Source organism: Parageobacillus thermantarcticus, assembly GCF_900111865.1.
GTDB classification, from domain to species: Bacteria; Bacillota; Bacilli; order Bacillales; family Anoxybacillaceae; genus Parageobacillus; species Parageobacillus thermantarcticus.
The window spans coordinates 1-19,492 of record NZ_FOJS01000046.1 but is presented as its reverse complement, the minus strand read 5'-3'; the positions used below and the strand labels follow the sequence as shown (position 1 = coordinate 19,492).

20 protein-coding genes are annotated in these 19,492 nt (G+C 37.2%); 7 read left to right on the top strand and 13 right to left on the bottom strand.

The annotated features are described in order from the left end of the window. Positions 1-328: transposase (locus tag BM278_RS15255; protein ID WP_143093464.1), on the top strand; the 328-nt coding region annotated here is incomplete at its 5' end. Here BM278_RS15255 and BM278_RS15250 read toward each other — a convergent pair. The 7 genes from BM278_RS15250 to BM278_RS15220 form a co-directional block, all read right to left on the bottom strand. Then, positions 325-429: a gallidermin/nisin family lantibiotic gene (locus tag BM278_RS15250; protein ID WP_090951424.1), complete on the bottom strand. Its 105-nt coding sequence runs from the start codon at positions 427-429 to the stop codon at positions 325-327. The genes BM278_RS15255 and BM278_RS15250 overlap by 4 nt on opposite strands. A 342-nt stretch (positions 430-771) precedes the next feature. Further along, the gene (locus tag BM278_RS15245; RefSeq protein WP_013400853.1) at positions 772-1,425 is read right to left on the bottom strand and encodes an ABC transporter ATP-binding protein; all 654 of its coding nucleotides are present in this window, start codon (positions 1,423-1,425) and stop codon (positions 772-774) included. 12 nt (positions 1,426-1,437) lie between these two features. After that, positions 1,438-2,139, bottom strand: a complete 702-nt coding sequence (locus BM278_RS15240; protein ID WP_042386218.1) for a hypothetical protein — start codon at positions 2,137-2,139, stop codon at positions 1,438-1,440. Then, on the bottom strand, positions 2,136-2,876 hold the full coding sequence (locus BM278_RS15235; protein WP_090951421.1) for a hypothetical protein: 741 nt from the start codon (positions 2,874-2,876) through the stop codon (positions 2,136-2,138). The genes BM278_RS15240 and BM278_RS15235 overlap by 4 nt, the downstream gene beginning before the upstream one ends. Then, positions 2,860-3,741 carry an NADH dehydrogenase FAD-containing subunit gene (locus BM278_RS15230; protein WP_090951418.1) on the bottom strand — a complete coding sequence of 294 codons (882 nt, stop codon included), beginning with the start codon at positions 3,739-3,741 and terminating at the stop codon, positions 2,860-2,862. The genes BM278_RS15235 and BM278_RS15230 overlap by 17 nt, the downstream gene beginning before the upstream one ends. Before the next feature lie 126 nt (positions 3,742-3,867). Then, positions 3,868-4,257 (bottom strand): hypothetical protein, encoded by a 390-nt coding sequence (locus tag BM278_RS15225; RefSeq protein ID WP_090951415.1) that lies wholly within the window; start codon positions 4,255-4,257, stop codon positions 3,868-3,870. A gap of 136 nt (positions 4,258-4,393) precedes the next feature. Next, positions 4,394-4,564, bottom strand: a complete 171-nt coding sequence (locus BM278_RS15220) for a gallidermin/nisin family lantibiotic (RefSeq protein ID WP_011229795.1) — start codon at positions 4,562-4,564, stop codon at positions 4,394-4,396. A gap of 1,087 nt (positions 4,565-5,651) precedes the next feature. On the opposite strand from BM278_RS15220, the gene BM278_RS15215 reads away from it, so the two are divergent. The 4 genes from BM278_RS15215 to BM278_RS15200 are packed head-to-tail and all read left to right on the top strand — an operon-like array spanning position 5,652 to position 8,384. Continuing rightward, positions 5,652-6,344, top strand: a complete 693-nt coding sequence (locus BM278_RS15215; protein WP_090951410.1) for a lantibiotic protection ABC transporter ATP-binding protein — start codon at positions 5,652-5,654, stop codon at positions 6,342-6,344. Between the two features lie 15 nt (positions 6,345-6,359). Next, complete coding sequence (locus tag BM278_RS15210) at positions 6,360-7,106, top strand: lantibiotic immunity ABC transporter MutE/EpiE family permease subunit (RefSeq protein ID WP_090951407.1); 747 nt, start codon at positions 6,360-6,362, stop codon at positions 7,104-7,106. Between the two features lies 1 nt (position 7,107). Next, entirely contained in the window at positions 7,108-7,896 is a 789-nt protein-coding gene (locus tag BM278_RS15205) for a lantibiotic immunity ABC transporter MutG family permease subunit (protein ID WP_090951404.1), read from the top strand. A gap of 53 nt (positions 7,897-7,949) precedes the next feature. Further along, entirely contained in the window at positions 7,950-8,384 is a 435-nt protein-coding gene (locus tag BM278_RS15200) for a NisI/SpaI family lantibiotic immunity lipoprotein (RefSeq protein ID WP_090951402.1), read from the top strand. Positions 8,385-8,514: 130 nt separating this feature from the next. Here the strand turns inward: BM278_RS15200 and BM278_RS15195 are convergent, their stop codons facing one another. The 6 genes from BM278_RS15195 to BM278_RS15170 form a co-directional block, all read right to left on the bottom strand. After that, positions 8,515-9,972, bottom strand: a complete 1,458-nt coding sequence (locus BM278_RS15195) for a sensor histidine kinase (protein ID WP_090951399.1) — start codon at positions 9,970-9,972, stop codon at positions 8,515-8,517. Then, positions 9,959-10,657: a response regulator transcription factor gene (locus BM278_RS15190; RefSeq protein ID WP_090951396.1), complete on the bottom strand. Its 699-nt coding sequence runs from the start codon at positions 10,655-10,657 to the stop codon at positions 9,959-9,961. Before BM278_RS15190 ends, BM278_RS15195 begins: the two co-directional genes overlap by 14 nt. 119 nt (positions 10,658-10,776) lie before the next feature. After that, positions 10,777-12,072, bottom strand: a complete 1,296-nt coding sequence (locus tag BM278_RS15185) for a lanthionine synthetase C family protein (protein WP_244151193.1) — start codon at positions 12,070-12,072, stop codon at positions 10,777-10,779. After that, positions 12,053-13,882, bottom strand: coding sequence for an ABC transporter ATP-binding protein (locus tag BM278_RS15180; RefSeq protein ID WP_090951389.1), 1,830 nt, complete (start codon positions 13,880-13,882; stop codon positions 12,053-12,055). Before BM278_RS15180 ends, BM278_RS15185 begins: the two co-directional genes overlap by 20 nt. A 176-nt stretch (positions 13,883-14,058) precedes the next feature. Further along, on the bottom strand, positions 14,059-17,199 hold the full coding sequence (locus BM278_RS15175) for a lantibiotic dehydratase (protein WP_090951386.1): 3,141 nt from the start codon (positions 17,197-17,199) through the stop codon (positions 14,059-14,061). Positions 17,200-17,724: 525 nt separating this feature from the next. Next, positions 17,725-17,895, bottom strand: coding sequence for a gallidermin/nisin family lantibiotic (locus BM278_RS15170; protein WP_090951383.1), 171 nt, complete (start codon positions 17,893-17,895; stop codon positions 17,725-17,727). A 610-nt stretch (positions 17,896-18,505) separates the two neighbouring features. Between BM278_RS15170 and BM278_RS15165 the strand changes: the two genes are divergently transcribed. After that, positions 18,506-18,748 (top strand): hypothetical protein, encoded by a 243-nt coding sequence (locus BM278_RS15165; protein WP_090951380.1) that lies wholly within the window; start codon positions 18,506-18,508, stop codon positions 18,746-18,748. Positions 18,749-19,112: 364 nt separating this feature from the next. Further along, positions 19,113-19,283: a hypothetical protein gene (locus tag BM278_RS18875; RefSeq protein WP_167359654.1), complete on the top strand. Its 171-nt coding sequence runs from the start codon at positions 19,113-19,115 to the stop codon at positions 19,281-19,283. The last annotated feature ends 209 nt before the right edge of the window (positions 19,284-19,492 follow it).

Genomic DNA, 19,492 nt, shown 5'->3' with positions numbered 1-19,492 from the left:
AGTCGAAAGCGTGATGACCCAAATTCCTCATCCCTATAACCTCGGGGACAAAGGGTTCATTAGCCGTGACTTGCAAAAAAGGCTGTACGAAGAATACCAAATGGCGCTTTGGACTCCGTCTCGAAAAAACCAGAAACATCGCCCGTCCGAGGCATGGGAGAAGTGGATCCAACAAAAACGCAAAGTGATCGAGACGGTGTTCTCGGTTCTGGTTGACCAATACCGGATCACAGAGATTCGAGCGAATTCCATGATCGGATTTGAAGTAGCGCTCGATGGCATATTGTTAGCCTATTCGCTGGTCACACTAGGGCTAGTTGAGTTCTAACGCTCAACTAGCACCACGGGTTTACTTGTAACATTCGGTTGTACGACGTTGTCTTGTTTTTTGACAACAATGTCTAAATCAAAATCATCCAACTTCGCCATTCCTTCATTAATGTATTGGTATATATTTTTTATAATTTTCTTTAATTTATTGTGATTATAATATGGGACTGTCTCAAAGAGTTGTTGACCCCAGCAAAACACATAATATCTTGACATTTACATGACGGCTCGCCTGTTCAAGAGTAGGATGGTGGAGCTGGCGTAACGAAGAAGAGCTGCTACACTGAAGCGCCCCGTATCCTTCTCAGATGCAGGGAGCTATTGGTTCGCTCAATAAACCTCCTTTTGATTGTCCAATGAACACCGGAGCGGCACTTCGTACAGTTGCTTGTTCAAGATGATCGCACCCCTCGCGAATTTTTACATAACGCGCATTATAGATCATCCTACAGTCATATGGGTCATACCAGTAATCGCCCCTTCACTCATCGAATACACTTGGTGACATAATGACTGTATGTCCACCTTGTTGTGAGACGTCAATAAAATCGTGCAGCCCCTTTTGTTTTCTTCCCTGATAATCTCATACACCTTGTCTACAGATTTTTCATCCAGGCCATTCATTGGTTCATCGAGCAATATAAGTTGCGGCTTCTCCATAATGCACTGCGCGATGGCCAGTCTTTGTCTCATTCCGAGAGAATACGCCTTCACCGGCCTTTTATCATGCGGATCCAATCCCACTCTCTCGATCGCCTCTTTCACCTCACTCTCTCCGATTTTTTTCTGAATCATGGCCAAAAAATTTAAATTATCGAATCCTGAGTATTGTTCAAGGAAACCTGGTTTTTCCAACAAAACTGCGATATCGCTCGGAAACGATACGTCTTTATGCAACGTCTGGCCAAATACTGCTACCGTGCCGCTGGACGGCTTCACAAGTCCGCTTATGACTCGGAATAACATCGTTTTCCCAGATCCGTTCGGCCCGACGAATCCATAAATCTTTCCTCTCTCCAACTCTAAGTTGATATTGCGCAAAACTTCTCTCCCTTTTATCGTTTTTGAAACATTGGACAAGACGATCGCATTCATATCGAAAACCTCCTAGATATAATCCGCGTTCTTCACTCTCTTTATCGTCAGATACCCGAACACACCGATCAACAAGAGCTCCACGAACAGAGCCGACCACAACATAGGGCCGCCCCGCAAGAGATCCACCATGCTGTAGTACAAAGGAACAAAAGCCATCGGCCTCTTTACGCCTACAAAAAACAAAGCGAGAATGATGGCATTCGCCAGGTGATTCGTCGCATGCACCTTCAACAACATCCACACGCTGGCATGCCAATACAAATTCACTGCGATGCAAACGAACATGAGCACTAGTGAACGGTCAAACGAAAAAGCCATATGCGACACACAGAGACCGAAAACGCTGGCGATCAAAAACGCCGCCAACACATACACCAATGTAAACAGAACGCCAACCAGCAGCCTGGCCATCGTGTACGACGTCGTATCCCGCAACAAGATCCATAGTTTATATTCAAAAGATTTATCTCTTGTTTTCCAAATGATTTGGAGCAACACGACATATCCGAAACAAAACATCAACCAATACATCCAATTCGACATCGTCACCGACCCAAATAAACGAACGAGCGACTCGGATAGGTGTTTGGAAGAAAACGCCTCTGATCGGATAGACATCATCGTTCCTAACAACGGAAATAGGATGCATGTGATCCATACCCTTTTCAAGTCAACCTTGATGAGTGTGAACTCCAAAGACATCGGTTTCATAAGAGATCATCCTGAACATAATAATTTTTGTAGTTTGACGAAAAACGAACTATATTGATCAACATCATGATGATCAAGGCTAAAAAAATCATTGTCCAAACTGGAGACACTCTTTCACTTATGTAGAATACGTAAGGAATCACCCGGGCAGTGAACATATCCAATATGGCCAGCGTCATGACCGTCATGACGCTGAGAAAGCGTTTCGCCCAAAGATCCGTTAGTGCCACAAAAATCAATCCGAATATGGCGGTGACAAAAAAGTACATGAAGAGAAAATAAAGGAATGAACTTTTGTCATCACTGTGTGGCACATATAAAAAAACAGCATGGTAGTGCTTCATGTTTGGATATACCACATATTTCACAAACGCTGTACATAATCCGCCTACTACGGCAACAACGAGAGACACAAGCCCCGCGAAAACGATGACCAATAGTGCTTTATGCATCCCGATCTGTCCCCGAGTGCGGTATCTTCTTAGCACAATCCAAATATTGGTTTGAAGCGTTGAACCTAAAAGAAATAAAAAAGCAGGCAGATGAAAAAATTCATACCGATAGAGCAAGACAAAATCTTTTAGGCTATGCCACTTCGCAATAGTGCTCGATCCCCATGGAAGGACGGCTGCGATCATCAACAAGGCCATAACCCCAAGAACCGTTTTGATGACGGTTCGATGCAGCTGCACATTTTGCCAGACAAAATCGAAGTTCTGTTTACAGAACATCCTCATTCTTCTTCACTCCATACCAAAATACCCCTAAGGCCATCATGAATTGGAGAGCGAACACGATGACGATTTTATGATAAGACAGTCCTTCTACTGGTTGTGACGGAACTAAGAAATTAAATGGGTCCCAGCCCAACTTGTTCGTGATCGTCAACACCGCCCAACAAACCATATAAATGATTTGCGGCAACAACGTGATCAAATATCGATTCTTCATCACTAACGAAAACGCCAAACCAAGGCAAACATAACCGCCGGCAAATAGCCCCCCGATCACGTAATAAACGAATATGTACCAGTAAGGCGAGATCGCAAGCAAAGACGAAAAGAGCGTTTTCTTTTCCCCCTCAAATGAATTATCCGGCAACTGCAGCGTCCCATCCATGAGCTGCCTGTATGCATGCGAAAAACTCGAATAATCCCAATGGTTGGTCAAAAGGTTCACGAGCACAACCCCAAGAAGAAGAGGAAGAAGAAATAAGAAAAACGCGCTGATATAGGCAAACAAAAATTTCTTCCGGTAATATACGCCTCTACCCATTCGCGTTAATTGGTAATGAAGATTTCCACTGCTTTGGTCTCGATAAATCGAATCCGCTAATGGGATCGATAACAATAATGGAAAAAGGAAGTAGTATAAGGCTGAAAGCACGTTAAAACTATAGCCTCCTAGACCAATCCATGCGAAGTGGGGCGATGTCAAGGAGAGAACATTCTGATTGTGATGATAGATTCGTTGGAGCAACTTCACATATTCGTTGTATTCTTTCACCCCCGTCACGACGGCGCCAATGACGAGCAACAGCAGGCACGCTGCGCTGATGTAAAAATTCTTGTTCTTGACCATTTTTAATAACTCTGCATACATGATATCCTCTCCTATATTCTTTTGGGGCTGATCCCCTTCGCCACCTTCGTGGCGAAGGGGAATAGCTCGACGAAGGAAACGGCTCTCTCTCCAAAATGCAGTTGATCATATCCGCTTTTGAGCCGATCACTTATCCGGATAGAATTTACCCGCAATATCAACTGTGACATAAGTGAAAGAGGCATTTTCCGCAACTAATGAAACTTTTTTACCAACAGCGCTTTGGTCTACAGTGAAATAACGTGTGTCATTGTCGGTTACATCCTTTGCGGTTGGCGACACTTTCGTGGAGCCTTGCTGAATCCACATATTCGCTTTATATCCTTGTCCAACGACCGAATTTTCCACTTTGCTTTGGATGTTCGTCGCTTTATTTGCGCTCGCTAATTCCGTGTCAGCTCCAAAGCGCGGGAGAACTGTAGCATAGGTAACATAGGACGCTGCGCTAACTCCCCCTACCACAATTAATGAGATAAAAGCAATCAAAGTAGTAACCATTTTAATTTTTTCCTTCATGATTCGATCTCCTCTCCCTAGAAATATTTTCTCTAAATAATCGATTTTCCTCAAGCTAAAATTGGCTTGTGATCAATTTTCTTAGAATTTTTTAACGCTGTCATGGTCTAATATGGATGTTGATAAATATAATTCATTAGCATCGAATGCAAGAGTTGCAAGATACACAGGAATTTTGCGTTAAGCACATTAAGATGCCTGTGATACAACCCGGGGTACAAAGAGATTTACTTGTAATATTAGGTTGTACAATGTTGTCTTGCTTTTTGACAACAATGTCCAAATCAAAATCATCCAACTTCGCCATCGTTCATTTCCTCCTTTCCCTTGTTGATATTTATCATTAACTACTGATGATGAAAAGTGTACAACGATATAATTGATTCCGTCCTTTCTCACCAAGTAGTTAATGCAAAAACTGAAAAACTTCTTTTCAGCATTTAGCATAGATCGAAATTCTAATATTTTTCTAAATTCTAATATTTTTCTAATATATTGGTATATATTTTTTATAATTTTCTTTAATTTATTTATTGCGATTATATACGAGGCTGTCTCAAAAGGTTGTTGATCCTAACAAAAACACAACATATTGTCACTAAATGATTACTTAATATGCGTATACATTAGGAAGAAGAAAAGGTGTCCTCCCTTGTGGAACACCTTCCGTTTTCACCCTTTTCAGCCTGCTCATTCTTCGTTCAGAAGGGAACGCAAACATTCCGAAATAATCTACAAAGCCAAAATCAATCTGTTTGGTATCTATCGGTTAACTATAATATATATGCTTATTGAAAAGTTAACCTGCGCATAAGTGGCGCCCACTCCGGTTATACTGCTTCTAAGGAAAACCATAGAAAACATCCATGAGCAACTTTTGCTCTCCACCTAGGCATGAAAATCCCCCTCTCCTTCCCATAATGAAGGATAGGCGCAAACAGTTGAACAGAACGTTGTGCTTAACAGTGGCCTGGACCCTGTGTAGAAAACTGTCTTGAATCCACTGGGTGCCCCACCCATTGTCCGCCCTTTCCCCATGAAGTCGGAAAGGTGACGACGCATAGAAAAATGCCGCATGTCTCCCGTGGATTCGCTGTTTGCGCACTCAATCATCGAAAAAGCCGATTCCGTTGAGCATCACGTCATCAATATCTACTTTTCTCCCGCTTCCTTGAAACATATCTTCCATGATGTTCCAGTCATTATGCGTCTTGCCTCCTTATGAAAGAGATCGATCCACAGAAAACATCATCAATTTGTTCCTTTTCTTACAAAAACATTAGATTGAGGCATTAATATAAAAAATAGCACGAAGACAGCATACTATGTTTGTCCTTATTCCAGCCAGAAGCAACATCACGATAAAATTTTTTCATTATGAAAGGAGCATGAACATGGGAGAGTATATGTTGGAAACCCATCATTTAAGCAAAGCGTTCGGCAAACAACTAGCGGTAGACAATGTATCGATAAAGGTCAAAAGAAATACCATTTATGGATTGCTTGGACCGAATGGAGCCGGAAAATCCACTGTTTTAAAAATGCTGACAGGACTTCTGCGTCCTACAAAAGGGGAAATTATGATAAATGGCCATCCTTGGAGCAGAAAAGACCTTAAAGATATCGGTGCGCTTATCGAATCACCGGCTCTTTACGGCAATTTAACGGCCTATGAGAATTTACTGGTTCATGCCAAATTGCTTCATTTGCCTGACTCCAGAATCGAAGAAGTTTTGAAAATCGTCGGTTTAGAAAACACGGGGAAAAAGAAAGCATCTCAGTTTTCTCTTGGCATGAAACAGAGACTAGGAATTGCGAAAGCTCTTTTAAACAACCCAAAACTGTTGATTCTCGACGAACCGACAAACGGATTAGATCCATTAGGCATACAGGACTTGCGAAAACTCATCAAATCGTTTTCCGAAAACGGAATCACGGTCATCTTATCCAGTCATATCTTGTCGGAAGTCAAACAATTAGCAGATTACATTGGCATTATTCAAAGCGGGAAACTCAAATACGAGGGCAAAATCGACGAAAGCCAAGATCTCGAAAAACTCTTTATCGATGTGGTGAACGAGGGATGAAGGAGGATGGGAATCATGCTGAATATGATCCAGTCTGAACGTTTGAAATATAAGCGGACTTTTGCCAAAAAACTCGTATATATTGCTCCTTTTTTCTTTGTACTGTACGCCATTATTACCATGCCTACGATTAATTCAGAATATAATTATTTCGAATACACCGTATTTAATTGGTGGCCGTTAATATTTGCTCCGTTAGGAACGTCATTGATCGCATCGCTTTCGGCAATGAGAGAAAAAAAGTCGGGGAACTATAGATCCTTACGTTGCCATGATATTAGTATTATACGCATATGGTTCAGCAAAATCATTGTAATTGCCTATTATACATTGCTCTCAACAATTGAACTCATTCTATTGCTAATCATATTAAAATTAATTTTGCCCAACAGTATTTCATCAGCAACTGTCGTCATATTGGCCAGCCTTACCATTTGGATCACATCTTTAGCATACATTCCTATAGGGTTGTTTTTTGCAGAACGATTCGGAACAGTGATTTCCATTATTGTAAGTGTGATAGGGATTGTATTAGGAGTAGTAATGGCTTCAGAATCGTACTGGATGTATATTCCATGGAGCTGGGGAATGAGACTGATGTGCCCGATTGTGGGGGTTCATCCGAACGGAGTTCCTTTGGAAAAAGGAAGCACTTTATTGGATCCTTCCGTTATTCCCATGGGAATTGCCATCTCCATTGTCATTTTTCTTTTATTGTCTTTTGCTACAGCATTTTGGTTTTCGAGAAAAGAGGTGAACTGAAATGTCTTTTCTGCAGGTTCTGTCTTCCGAATGGTTAAAAACAAGGCGTACAACAATCAGACTGATCGTGTTTGTAACGCCGGTCATTTATCCAATCTTTATGTTATGGTATTTTTCCAGATACAATGCTCTCTCTTCTTGGCAAGTTAAAATATACGGAGGATTTTTTGAAGTATTGACTGTCTCTTTACCTATTATTATCTCGCTGCTTACCGGTTTGATTTCATACCAGGAAGAAAAATCGGGATGTTTTATGAACTTGTTGACCGGTCCTATTTCAAGAGCGAAATTTTACTTAGGCAAACTTTTTCTGCTGATTTTTGCAGCAATTGCGGACATATTCTTGGCAACTTTCCTTATGTTGTTAGGGATGAGATATATATTGAACATAGACAATGTCCATTATGATTTGTTTTTGCAGGGAGCGCTGTTGTCTGTTGTTGGCTCACTAATTCTTTTTTCCATGCATATGCTTATCAGCTTTGCATTCGGTATGGGTGCATCTATAGCGATCGGAGGCGGAGGATTCCTTATTTCGGCTATCATCGGGGCAACTGTCTTAGGAGATCATATATGGAATTATATTCCATGGGCTTGGGCCGTTCGCCTTTCGCAAGTTCCCATGTTATTAATGCCCGAGGTAAAACAGGCCTTGGGCATGCAGTTGGCAAGTTCCTATTCTCAGGAGTTATGGAAAGGGATTGTACCTGCGATCACATGCTTCATGGTTGTAACGATCATCGGTTCCATCTGGTTTCATCGTTGGGAAGGAAATAAACCGCATGAATGAAGATTCACCTTCCATCTAGGCATGATGTTGAAAAAGGGGGTCTCAGAGCAGATATGAAAAATTCCATCTTATTCCTGATACTGATTGGAACCATATTCTTAGGAGGTTGTTCGCTTTTCAGCGACCTGAAAAAAACGGCATCACACAATATGGCGATCGATCGAACATTGCCAAAATACGAACTGAACAAGAAAAATTTAAAAGAAATTAGCTATCAAGGCCGAACCTATGTCATTCAAGCGTCAAAAGTAGATCGACATCAATTGAACAAACCGATTGGGAAAGTAACAGAAACGATTACCATTAATGAGCATCATCAAATCCTAAGCAAAAAAGAGCTGAGAAAGATCGAAATTGTTCCTGATAAAAAAGATGAAAAAAGAACTCACTTGAACTTTGGTTGGGTATACAGCATAAAAGGCGTAAGCCCGGAAGAAGAAGTGGCCGTAACAATCAACAATCAATTTCTAATTGCGAAAAGAAAATGAATCTCAACGTTGCGATAAGAAATAGAGCTTATAACAACCCGTATAATCTCAAACAAGTAGACAGCAGCTAGAGAAAGATGGGGATATGCACACCTTTCTCTAGCCTTTCTTCCGCCGCCAACGCCCATCTTCATTTACTAGGGTTGTTGGGAGGTTGTGAAATTTGGGGATAATTTGATATCTCCTTAATATAAAACTCAACGGTTGCTCCTCCGTTTTCATTGTTGTAAGCCCAAATCTCCCCATCATAATTGTTTACAATTTTTTTCGCGATATAAAGGCCTAAACCAAAATGATTTTTATATTGTTCATTCTGATAAAATGCCTTGAACAACAGAGACGTATCTTTTTCCTTGAACCCTGTCCCTGTGTCCGAACATTTAAAATAGATTTTGTTGTCGTGTCCGTCTGCTTCATCACGCACTTCCAGTTTAATTTCCCCACTTTTTGTAAATCTCAGGCTGTTATATAAAATATTATCCAAAACCCTCATTAACATGGCTTCGTCAAGAAAATAAAATTGTTTCCTTAAATTCACATCAAAATAAATGTTTACGGATTTTTTATTATAGATCATTGTTGATATTTCTTGCTTTTTCTCATTAAGCATTTTGTTTAAATCAATTCTTTTAATATTCAATAAGAAGTGTGCTTTTTCCACTTTATATAGCAACGACAAATTGTCTGTAAGCATGCTCATTTTGCTGCAATTCTTGCGGATAATATCCAAATGGGGAGTAATATCAAAATGATCTTGGTTCTTCAGATCATTAATTAAATCGATTTGTCCTCGGATTACGGTTAATGGAGTTCTTATATCGTGGGCAATCGATGACACCATGATTTTCCGTTCATCATCGATCTTTGATAAACTTTCAATCATCTCTTTAAGGGCGCTGATCATTGTATTAAACGAATCCTGTATCCTTATAAACTCTTTTCTTTTCAGCCCCGAGACTTTAAAATCAAAATCACCGTTCGAAATTTTATCGGTAGCCTGAAGCAACACTTTAATATTATTAAACAATGATTTATACAGCCTGGATGTAAATAAAATTAAATATATAATAAAAAATATCAACGGAGAAATCAACAATACAACATAAATAAACACTATTCCGAGGCGATCATTATTATTAATGATGAATCCGAAAGGGGCTTTCAGCACATACACCGCTTGAATAGAGTTATCATGTTTAATAGGTATAAATCTGTAAACATAACTTCCTTTTACAATCTCATGATTTATAACTTCACCAACATCTATTTTGTCCCCAGCAACTCCCTTATCACCATACATATGATTACCGTTGATGTCCAAAACTTCCCCCTGAATCTTTTCGCTATAGGACTTTGTATCAATTAATCGCCCCATTAAAATTGATGCTGAGTTTTCTTCAATCTTTTCTTCAATTAAATCGAGATATTTAACAAAATAATTCGTCGGTTTGATAGTATTATTATTTGTAAACATAAATATGAATAATAATAAACATAAATAAGTAATAAGTGAGGATACAATGGTTGACAAGAAGATCTTAACAACCAATAAATAAAAATCTCTTTTTATTGTTTTATCTTTTTTCATATGTAACATCCCATTTATAACCTAATCCATATAATGTTTTAATATAGGAAGTTTCTTTATCTAAAGCTCTTATTTTCTTCCTGATATTTTTAATGCTCTCTGTAACCGTTTCTAACTGACTTTCTGAATCCAATCCCCATACACGTTCAAAAATTCTTTCTTTGGAAAAAACCACATTTTTATTCAACATTAACAATTTAATAATCTCATATTCTTTTTTTGTTAAGTGCAATTTAACCCCTTTGCAAAAGACCTCATTGGCCAAAAGATCAATGGTAATATTTTTAGAACTTAAAAGATATCTCTCATTCGAACGGATCCGCTCTTCCCTTCTTAAGTGGGAATCGATTCTTGCTTTTAACTCCTTTAAACCAAAGGGTTTGGTTATGTAGTCATCCCCACCGATAGACAAAGCTTGAACCTTATCTTCCTCCAGCGTTTTTGCACTGACAAATATAATGGGGCAATCCACTCTATCACGGATAATACCACACAATTCCATTCCGTCAATGCCTTCCATCATAATATCCAATATAATCAAATCAAAATCGCCGCTGATCATTTTCAACGCCTCCGTGCCGCTGTGTGCAATTTCAACCATATAATTATAAAGCTCCAAATATTGTTTGATCGTAAGACAAATATCTTCATTATCGTCAACTACCAATATTTTTCTTTTACTCACTTTTTCATACCCCACCTTATAGCTAACAGCATTTTAACATATTCCATATCTATGCAGATAGGGAACCTCTTAACCTCATAAGAGAATACCTTGTTTTTTCCTAGCCTAATAAATAAAATTTAAACTTCAGATAATAAAAATGCACAGTCCCAAGGCGTTTTTTTAGAGTTTTGTATAGCTAATAGCGTCAATAAAATTCCCGCCGTTCCGTCTATTAATCCGACACAATCATAATATTCCTTGTTCTCTTCACTTCCCTCAATATTTTTAAAACCAAAAGGAAATTCATCATTGTAAAATTCCATTATATCATTGGCCAATTTGTGGGCTGTTTTTCTAAAATAGCTTATATTCGTTTCTTCATAAAATCTGTTGCAGATATACGCAACTCCTGATAAACCATGACAAAAGGAAGGAGAAAAAATGTCGTAAAGCCGTTTACTTGCCAGTTTCATTCCGCTGACGGCGCAGTCAATATATGATTGATTTTTTAGCGTTTTACCTGTTATAAGCAACGAATAAGCGACACCAGGAGTTCCGTAACACCATGCATCTCTTGTATTTTTGTTCAGGACGGATCCGTTTTTGTATTCTTCTAGAGAAACATGGGTGCCCCAATAAGCTCCATTTTCATCTTTAATCTGAAACTTAATAAGAAAATCGGCTAATTTTTGAATGCATTCATCTTGCCCGTCTACATAAATATTCAGTTTTTTGGCATTGCACAAGACAATTAATAAAGCAGGTATGCCGTGAGACAGCCCGATGTTAAAGAAACCGGATGGCCAGTTTCTTTTTTCCATTTCCGAAAAAGAGTTCTCAGGAGGAATATACCATCCGGGGGCTTTTATATCTTCAATCTGTTTGTCTTGAGACAAGTCTACAATGTATTTTAAGATTAACGTTATGCTTTTTTTCATCTCTTGCGGAAATAATAGGCAGTAACTTGCTATACCCGCAACGCCCGAAATGGCATCATAATCATCCATATTCGGATACGGTTTCTGTTTCAAATAATCGATGATTTCTTCTATTCTTTCTTCGATGACCTGGTTAATATTTGAGATAAAGTTTTGATATCTTTTCCCTCCTTTGGATAAACATACTGCTGCAAGACCAACCCCGGCTAATCCGGTAAACATGGATAAAGAAGAGAAACCGTGCTGATTAATTTGTTTGCCGATCTTTTTCATATATTGATGCCCCAATACATCCCAACCTTCATCGGGATATTGTTCGCTCAATTCACCGTACAGCGCGCATAAAGCCGGCAAACCATGGCTTAAACTCAATTCATTAAACGGATTTATACTCCTGTTTCCGATTTTAATATAATTACTTGGGTGATTAATGATCCGCTTCATATTCTCATAATCCGATAATTTTTTAGCAACATTACAAACCAGCTCTTTCATTGAGACGCTCATATTCCACCTCGTTTTGCAAAGTTTCTAATTCATACATTCTTCTGTATAAATCATTCGTAGCCAAAAGTTCCTGATGCGTACCTATGCCGATAATTTCACCGTCATTCATCACTACGATTTTATCGGCAAGCTTAGCTGTTGATAGACGATGTGAGATAAATATACCGATTTTATCTTTTGTCATATTGATAAACATATCAATGACTTCTTTTTCCGAAATGGGATCCAGTGCCGAGCTAGGTTCATCCAATATATATACGGATGCATCCCGAAAGAACGCCCTAGCAATAGCTACTTTTTGCCACTGTCCTCCCGAAAGTTGCACGCCGTCAACAAACCATAAACCAAGCTGAGTATCCAAATCCTCGATAAAGTTTACCTGCGCCCTCTCCATGGCTTGTTTTAATTCCTTGTCATGATCAATGCGCGTAATATCGCCGAACCCCACATTTTCCCTTAATTTTAATTCATACTTGACAAAATCTTGGAACAAAACCGCAATGCTTTTCCTCAATTGTGCAGTATCCAAATCATTTATGGACACACCATTGTAAAAAATGCTATCTTCATCATGATCATACAATTTCAATAAAAGTTTTATAAGGGTACTTTTTCCCGATCCATTGGCACCGACGATTGCTATTCTTTCACCTTTATTGATGTCGAGGTTAATATTTTTTAATACAACTTTCGGATTCGTCGGATAACTGAAGGTTAAATTTCTTATCTTAATATTTTCGATTTTGTCTATTCCTAATGCCAATCGGCCTTCTTTATTCAATACTTCCTCATCCAAATCCAAAAATTCAAACAGTTGATTGATGTATAGATTGTTTTTATACAGAGAATGGATCGTATTTAATATTTTTCTGGAATTATTGGAAATTAAGTTCAAGGCCTGAATAAGCCCGACGACGTGACCGACAAGGATTTCGCCTGCCAACGCCGAAATGATGATGATGACAAGTACGATATTTATACATATTTGTTCAACGAGCTCAAAAATAAATGTAAAAACCGTTCTTCTTTTAAAAAGATTAATATCTTGTCTGACAAACTTTTTGTTGATTTCTTTAAATTGTTTTAAGATATATCCGGCCAAGTTATATAATTTTACTTCTTTGAAAGTGTTGTCTCTTGTCATTAAGTAAGACAAATACCATGATTTTCTTTTTTCCGGCGCACGCAGCCAACTAACATTAAACTCTCTTTGACCGATTTTGAAAAAATAAAAAGAAAAAATGACTGGTATGAAGATTAATATAATCAACACCCAAGGTTTCCAATTGATCAGGATCACTACAGACGAGAAAAGTGTTACAATCGCCGATATTGCACCTAATATGGACAAAAACACTTCAAATGGTTTGTACGGTGTTTCATTCTGAACTCTTTGCAACATATCATAAACTTCGGCATCCTCAAAATGTTTTAAGGACAATTTTGTACACTTGTCCATGACTTTTAAATTAAGTTTGTAATTGATTAAAGTTTGAAATTTATTTTGGTAATATTCCGTAAAACTGCTGATGATTTCGCTGAATAAATTGGAAAAAATATAAAAAATTAATGAGGATATGATAATACGAATATTTTGGAACCCGATTGCATTAAGCAAGTTTTGCGAACCGAATAATGTAATAATAGGCGCGACCCCCATTAATAAACTTAAAAGAATAATGATAAAAAAACTTTTTTTGTCGACGTTCTTTATGAGAACAAGCGTCTTGGGAACCATCTTTATTGATTTCACAATATCTTTTATGGTAACGTGATCATCATACTCTTTTATATTCATAGTATTTTCAATCCTCACGTGCTAAAATTAAACCTTATTCCAGTCATAAAGGCTTTTTAGCCTGAGTAAACAGGAGAGGACTTGCCGATCTTTTGCCGGTGGCTTTTGTTTAAAAAAGCTTTAAGTCGTGAACTCATTTATGCAAACTCCAAGTGCTTGCACAATGGACAGAATCTTTATTTTTTCAAAACTGCTTCATGAAGTTTAATATATTTTAATGCATATAACGTATGCGCAACCAATGTACGGATTTTCTTTTCAAATTCTCGGTCGATGCCGAATAACCTGTTACAGTGTAAATGAATCACGCTGTCTAAGATGGATAATTCCGAAGAAGCTTCCAGACCTTCCTGGATTTTGCTTGCATACTCTTTTATGCTTCTGTTTCTTTGGTTCAAAACATTTAATAATAACATCCCCTCATCAGTTTCTCTTAACCCTTTCCAATCATTGTCCGTATTACAAACTTTCATGTAAAAAGATCGATTCCTTTTAAAGTCTTCCCGATAGTCTTGTTTGTTTACTTGCTGTTGCAAGAAATCCAATTGGCTTTCATAATCTAGGCCGAACTGTTCCATATAATGAATGATGGAAACCATTCCGATCACTTCATCGCTAAAATTAATAGTTTTTAAACGTTTTAGCTTTAATATGTCTTCTACTACTATGCTATCAAAACAAAATAAGGTTTCTGCAAAATTTATCAATTCCGTTCCGCCATAACGCTCAATTTCTCTTTCATAGGAGTCGATGGAAAAACGATTCAGCACCCTTTTTTCAATTAAAGTTCGCAGCCATTGTTTAATATCGGGATAAATCTGTAAAAGTTTCTCTTCACTGGCATTGAGTCTTAATCTTATATGTTGTTCTGGGTCGGCATACCGCATAAAGAAGTATTTTTCAATTTCTCCTTTAGCTAACTTTTCACGACAATATTCTGAAATATAAAAGGCAATTAAATCATCCGCGCTGGAATTGACTCCGTACAATTTTAAATAAAGCCAATCCTCAAAAGGCAATTTTATTCTTATATCCGATAAACTTGGGATATGATTTGATTTTTTCGGTTTGGCGTACCATTTGTTATTTTCTTGTTTCACTTTAACTAACGGAATAACCAATTCACAAATATATTCTTCTTCGGCGCTATCTTTAACCAAATTAAGATCAGCATCTTCATAAGAACTTAGAATAATATTTCCGTATCTGTTGTTAAATTCGTGATGAAGAATTCTTAAACAATTTTCGTCCTCAGTATTCAACAGAACCCGATTATCCGCAAAAGTTAAATAAACATATTTCGGCACATGATAATCAGAACAAAATTTTTTAAAACGTTTTTTAAATTCCGCAAAATCAATTTTATGGTTTGTTTTAATAATCTTATTGATCACCCATTTTTGTGGCGATATTGTGAAATTTTTGTATTCAATTTTGGGGATGTAAGAATAGTCATAAAATATTGTATCCCAAGGGAAATTATACCAAATTTTTTTACCGTCCAAACTTACATCATACAAAAAACGAATCGCATTAGGTGCAGTTCGTGTATTCAACATATTATTCATAGTAATTATCAATTTTTTATTTAGCGTTTTACTTTTTGCATAAAAAATATCATTTTCTATGCCGATCAGAATATCATTTAAACTTAACCGATGATATTCATCTCTGCTGTTGTTAGTAAATAAAGCAAGTTCGTATTCGCTGTTGTGAATATTTCTTGTTACATTTGCATTTCTCGTTTCATTTGGCAAATAAACGATTTCACAAGTTACATACTCACCAGAATCATTATTCAGGTTCAAAATTTCTTCATTTAATGTTTCGAAAAGCTTCTCTTCACCTTCCATCATATAAGAAAATCTTCCAAAACTTTTCCCTGCATGGGTAGATCCTAAATTAGGACCAAGATAATATTTGAAATTATTGTTCTCAAAATCTTGCTTGGAATCACATTTTATGATTACGTTAATGTCTAATGAATCCGGGATGCTGTTGTAATCATAATCATCCAGCCCCAATTCTTTTATCTCGTCTTCCGTTATCGTTATACTTTTCTTGTCTTTAACCGCCTCTACATATTTATTAAGAAAATATTCTCTTAATTGCTCATCGGTCAATTGATTGATCACGCCGACATTGAGTCTTGCGTTTTTGGGATTTTCATAATCCATAGGAGCTCCTATACCGAAATCATCATCAAGCATTTCCAGTAAAGGCACTTCTCTGTCCACACCATATTTTTCGATAAATTCTTGCTTATATCTTGAAAACGGAGAATCTGTTTGTTGATAGGTCATCGAAAAAGGCAAAAGTATGCGCATTAATTGATTTAAATCTTTTATAACTTGTTTGTTCAGTTTCTTTTCTTGTAAATTTAATTTCGTATCAACTTGCAATACATATTTTGTCTTTGCCAAATTCGTCATTTTTCTGTGCAAATCTTTATATATTTTTTCACCTTCGCCTAAAGGTGTCATGGTATATCTGCGAATCTCCTCTTGAATATCGATTAACTCGTTGACCCATTCTTCTATATTGCTTTTTTTCAATTCCTTTATCAGATAATCAAGCTGATCCATCACAGTTAATGGTGGACGGAGATTAGAAATTAAAAACTCGTTTTCTATTAATTGTTTTAAAAAATGTTCAATTTTTCCTTCAATCGTATTTTGAAATCTTTTCATTAATTCTTTTTTTAATTTTTGGTAAGGGATCAAATTGCCGGCCAATTCATACGTGATTTCAAAAGGAGAAGTTACTCTGGCGCTGATTTCATTGACTTTCTTGTCGCTGTCTTTTAACGTCGAATGTAATAAATATACCCGTTCTCCTTTAAAAAATATACTGTCGTTAATCTTGAACCATAATTTATCATATTGTTCTTGTTCTAATTTCTTCACGATCTTCATTAGCCATTCCAAATCCGGTCTGGCAAATTTCTTATACTTATTCGCTCCATATCTTATCGATGTATTTTCATCTGTATATTCGCCAAAGTCTATTCCTGCAAAAAGACCGAACGGCGTTGGTCTCGTGCTAATTCTTATCAAATACTTATAAATGGCTTTAAGAAAATAATCATATTTTTTTATTTCCTTGCCGTTGCAAAAATCAATCATTTTATTGTATAAACTTTTACTTGCTATTAAGATACTCTCTCTGAATACAGGATTATTGCAAATTTCCAACAGATGTTCTTTCATTTCTTTCTCGGTAAGTCTTTGATCAAAAAATTTTAAATAATTGTTCACTGATAGAACTGGTGTTCGAATCATAAACGTATCGATGTTTTTAAAGATAAGATCTTTCATAAATAAAGCCTCCAACTCAATGATTCTCAATCTCCCGTAAGTTGTAGGTGATGCCATATGGAAACAAATGACTCGTGCCCTATCCCTAACGTAACTACTGTAGCAAGCGGTATCACTAAGATTCCTTTTATCACCCTGCCAACAGTCTATAAAATACTCCTACAAGCTGTCTGGTTCGTTCTGCGGGGGACGAGACGTAATTCGCGTCAAAGGGTTGGCATTACTTGTTCTTTTATGTTGGATGCCATCAAGAAAATCGTGTTGTCTTATCGTGTCTGCTCCAACCGAGAGAATCTTTGACCATTCCAACCCCATCAACGGAAAAATCAAGAATGGACAAGGGCTTCTTATACTCTTTCTGCCCTTGCCCTCACTGACTTCCTTCTCTCCCTTGACGAGTGTTGATCAAGGTTGAATTTAAGTGCCAAATTCCCTCTATTTTCTGTCGAAAGTTGGCTTGTGACCGATTTTCTTAAAGTCGTTTAACGCTAACATGGTTGAATGGATGTTGATGAATCAGAACCATTAGCATCGAATGCAAGAGTTGCAAGATACACAGGAGTTTTGCGTTAAGCACATTAAGATGCCTGTGATACAACCCGGGGTACAAAGAGATTTACTTGTAATATTAGGTTGTACAATGTTGTCTTGCTTTTTGACAACAATGTCCAAATCAAAATCATCAAACTTAGCCATCCTTCACTCCCCCTTTCCCTCTTGGTATCTATCATTAACTACTGATGATGAAAGGATTCACAATCCAACAAATTATTCAATCCTTTCTCATCAAATAGTTAATGTCAAAACTAAAAAACTTCTTTTCGATACTTAACGTAGATAGAAATTCTAATATTTTTCTAATATTTTTGTGTATATTTTTATGATTTTTGTAAATTTTCCGTGAAAACAACGAATCCATGAGCGGTTATTTTCGTGCTTGGGTGGCGAGCAAAGCTTACTCATGGATGTTTTATACAAGTTATCAAAGTTTATACGCGATTATTAAGTTAACTTACTGTTTTATCATTTTTTATCGTTTCACTTTACATTATGTAAACTATAAAATAAAAAAATAAGTTAACTTATCCACTAAATTAATTATTTCATTATTTTTTTGATGTATTATTATGCAAACCACTCAAATACAATATAAAAAAGAACCAATCCATTAATTTCTTTTGCTCACTGTGGTTTTTGGATATGTTATGATGATATCGTAGACATTTTGATTGTGCTTGTTATAAATGTATAATTTTTACTGAATATTGCATATGCTATTACTACCCTTTTCAGGTGGTGATGGCATGTGAAAAGAAAGGAGAATCGTCAATTGAAAACTCCTGTTATCAGAAGAAAAGGATTTCAATCATCTAGAACTTTCCGTTCCAGACGGTTTAGACAAGCTCGATATGTACAGATGAATGCTGCTTTAAGTTCACAAATTGACTTTGATCGACTACCTCCTGGTGACATGCTGGATGTTGATTTTAACGGTGTTGTCATTATAGATCCAAATAATCCTGTTCATCAACGGTGGTTAGAAGACTGACGGTGCCAGGAGGAATTACGATATCTATTTTCATTTCAAGATCCACGACAGGACGGTGCTTATCGTCCTGTTCTTATTTTAGGCTTCAGAGGTAGTCGTGCACTTGCTATTGCGTTAAAGATTACAAGATCAGCAAAATCAGCACGTTTTCCTCACCGTATAAGAATTATTCATTGGAGATATGCTGGTTTGCGAGCGCCTTCTTGGGTTCAATTATGAGCTGAATGAATACTATAAAAATTTTTTGAGGCCAATCTCTCCTCTTTTGTGGAGATTATGATACAATTGTATACAACTTATCATCATAAATCATTTTATTTCCGGATATAATGGTACCCGAAATTATTTTCGGGGGGTGAAAATAATGACGAAAAAGGAGTGCAAAGACATGGATACTCCGGTTGTTGAAATGAAAAAAAGTTGTATAAAGGAATTAATGGAAAGCGGAAAAGTCGAGTTATTCAAGGTTGATGATGAGGGGAAAGTCATTTTAGATCCAAATAATCCCGATCATCGAGAATGGCTTGAGGAGTAGAAATAAACATTATGACAGTGAAGCCTAGAGACATCTATGATGTTTTCTATGAAAATGCGCGCGCTTGAAACAGCTATTTTCATGCCGGGTGGAGAGCAAAAGTTGCTCATGGAGCTTTTCCGTGAAAATCCCCACCACTTGGTGAGTGCGGTATACGCTCCTGATCCGTGCGGGTATACTGAAAATGGCCAAAAAAGGCAATAGGAAAG

Bases quoted from the DNA above. Each gene is read 5' to 3' on its own strand.
- BM278_RS15250 (WP_090951424.1), bottom strand. From the start codon at position 429: ATGGCGAAGTTGGATGATTTTGATTTAGACATTGTTGTCAAAAAACAA.
- BM278_RS15245 (WP_013400853.1), bottom strand. From the start codon at position 1,425: ATGAATGCGATCGTCTTGTCCAATGTTTCAAAAACGATAAAAGGGAGA.
- BM278_RS15240 (WP_042386218.1), bottom strand. From the start codon at position 2,139: ATGAAACCGATGTCTTTGGAGTTCACACTCATCAAGGTTGACTTGAAA.
- BM278_RS15235 (WP_090951421.1), bottom strand. From the start codon at position 2,876: ATGAGGATGTTCTGTAAACAGAACTTCGATTTTGTCTGGCAAAATGTG.
- BM278_RS15230 (WP_090951418.1), bottom strand. From the start codon at position 3,741: ATGTATGCAGAGTTATTAAAAATGGTCAAGAACAAGAATTTTTACATC.
- BM278_RS15225 (WP_090951415.1), bottom strand. From the start codon at position 4,257: ATGAAGGAAAAAATTAAAATGGTTACTACTTTGATTGCTTTTATCTCA.
- BM278_RS15220 (WP_011229795.1), bottom strand. From the start codon at position 4,564: ATGGCGAAGTTGGATGATTTTGATTTGGACATTGTTGTCAAAAAGCAA.
- BM278_RS15215 (WP_090951410.1), top strand. From the start codon at position 5,652: ATGGGAGAGTATATGTTGGAAACCCATCATTTAAGCAAAGCGTTCGGC.
- BM278_RS15210 (WP_090951407.1), top strand. From the start codon at position 6,360: ATGCTGAATATGATCCAGTCTGAACGTTTGAAATATAAGCGGACTTTT.
- BM278_RS15205 (WP_090951404.1), top strand. From the start codon at position 7,108: ATGTCTTTTCTGCAGGTTCTGTCTTCCGAATGGTTAAAAACAAGGCGT.
- BM278_RS15200 (WP_090951402.1), top strand. From the start codon at position 7,950: ATGAAAAATTCCATCTTATTCCTGATACTGATTGGAACCATATTCTTA.
- BM278_RS15195 (WP_090951399.1), bottom strand. From the start codon at position 9,972: ATGAAAAAAGATAAAACAATAAAAAGAGATTTTTATTTATTGGTTGTT.
- BM278_RS15185 (WP_244151193.1), bottom strand. From the start codon at position 12,072: ATGAAAGAGCTGGTTTGTAATGTTGCTAAAAAATTATCGGATTATGAG.
- BM278_RS15180 (WP_090951389.1), bottom strand. From the start codon at position 13,882: ATGAATATAAAAGAGTATGATGATCACGTTACCATAAAAGATATTGTG.
- BM278_RS15175 (WP_090951386.1), bottom strand. From the start codon at position 17,199: ATGAAAGATCTTATCTTTAAAAACATCGATACGTTTATGATTCGAACA.
- BM278_RS15170 (WP_090951383.1), bottom strand. From the start codon at position 17,895: ATGGCTAAGTTTGATGATTTTGATTTGGACATTGTTGTCAAAAAGCAA.
- BM278_RS18875 (WP_167359654.1), top strand. From the start codon at position 19,113: ATGACGAAAAAGGAGTGCAAAGACATGGATACTCCGGTTGTTGAAATG.